Consider the following 520-nt stretch of genomic DNA (forward strand, 5'->3'; position numbering starts at 1 on the left):
CACGCACTCGCCAAGCTTGATCGAGAGGTTGACCGACTTAAGAACGGGCTGCGGTTGACGCCGTCCCCAAAACGATCGGGGGCCTGTCGGATATGTTTTTCCGATGTTGGACAGCCTTAGGGCCGCGGTTTCCTGGATCGCCTGGGGGGGCCATGGTTTCGCATAAGCGCGCTGAGCTGAGAGAAGTGGCGTTTGTTCGTGGTGAAGGCAGGCAACTGCGCCACCGTGGACGGAAACAGGCTGCAGCGGCGGGCGGATCGCCGTGCAATCTGCCTGGGCGATCGGGCAGCGAGTCGCGTAGGCGCAGGCGTTCTCGACATTTATGGAGGGCGAGCGCTCGGGCGGGAGCGTGGGGAGTGGGCGCCGTCGATCAGTGTCCAGATCGAATCGAGCTGCGAGCAGGCCGGCGGAATAGGGGTGGGCGGCATTGCGGGCGACGTCCTGCATAGAGCCCATTTCAACGATACGTCCAGCGTACAGAACGAGGACGCGATCGGCCAGCGTAGCCGCCACGCTCAGA

The 520-nt window shown here is 63.7% G+C and carries 1 protein-coding gene; it reads right to left on the reverse strand.

Translation table 11 applies throughout. The features are described 5' to 3' along the window. The coding region (locus tag ACWTU8_RS32215; protein WP_455851301.1) for an oligopeptide/dipeptide ABC transporter ATP-binding protein at positions 1-456 on the reverse strand (456 nt) is incomplete at its 3' end. Positions 457-520 lie beyond the last annotated feature (64 nt).

This window comes from Mesorhizobium sp. BHbdii, assembly GCF_053848045.1.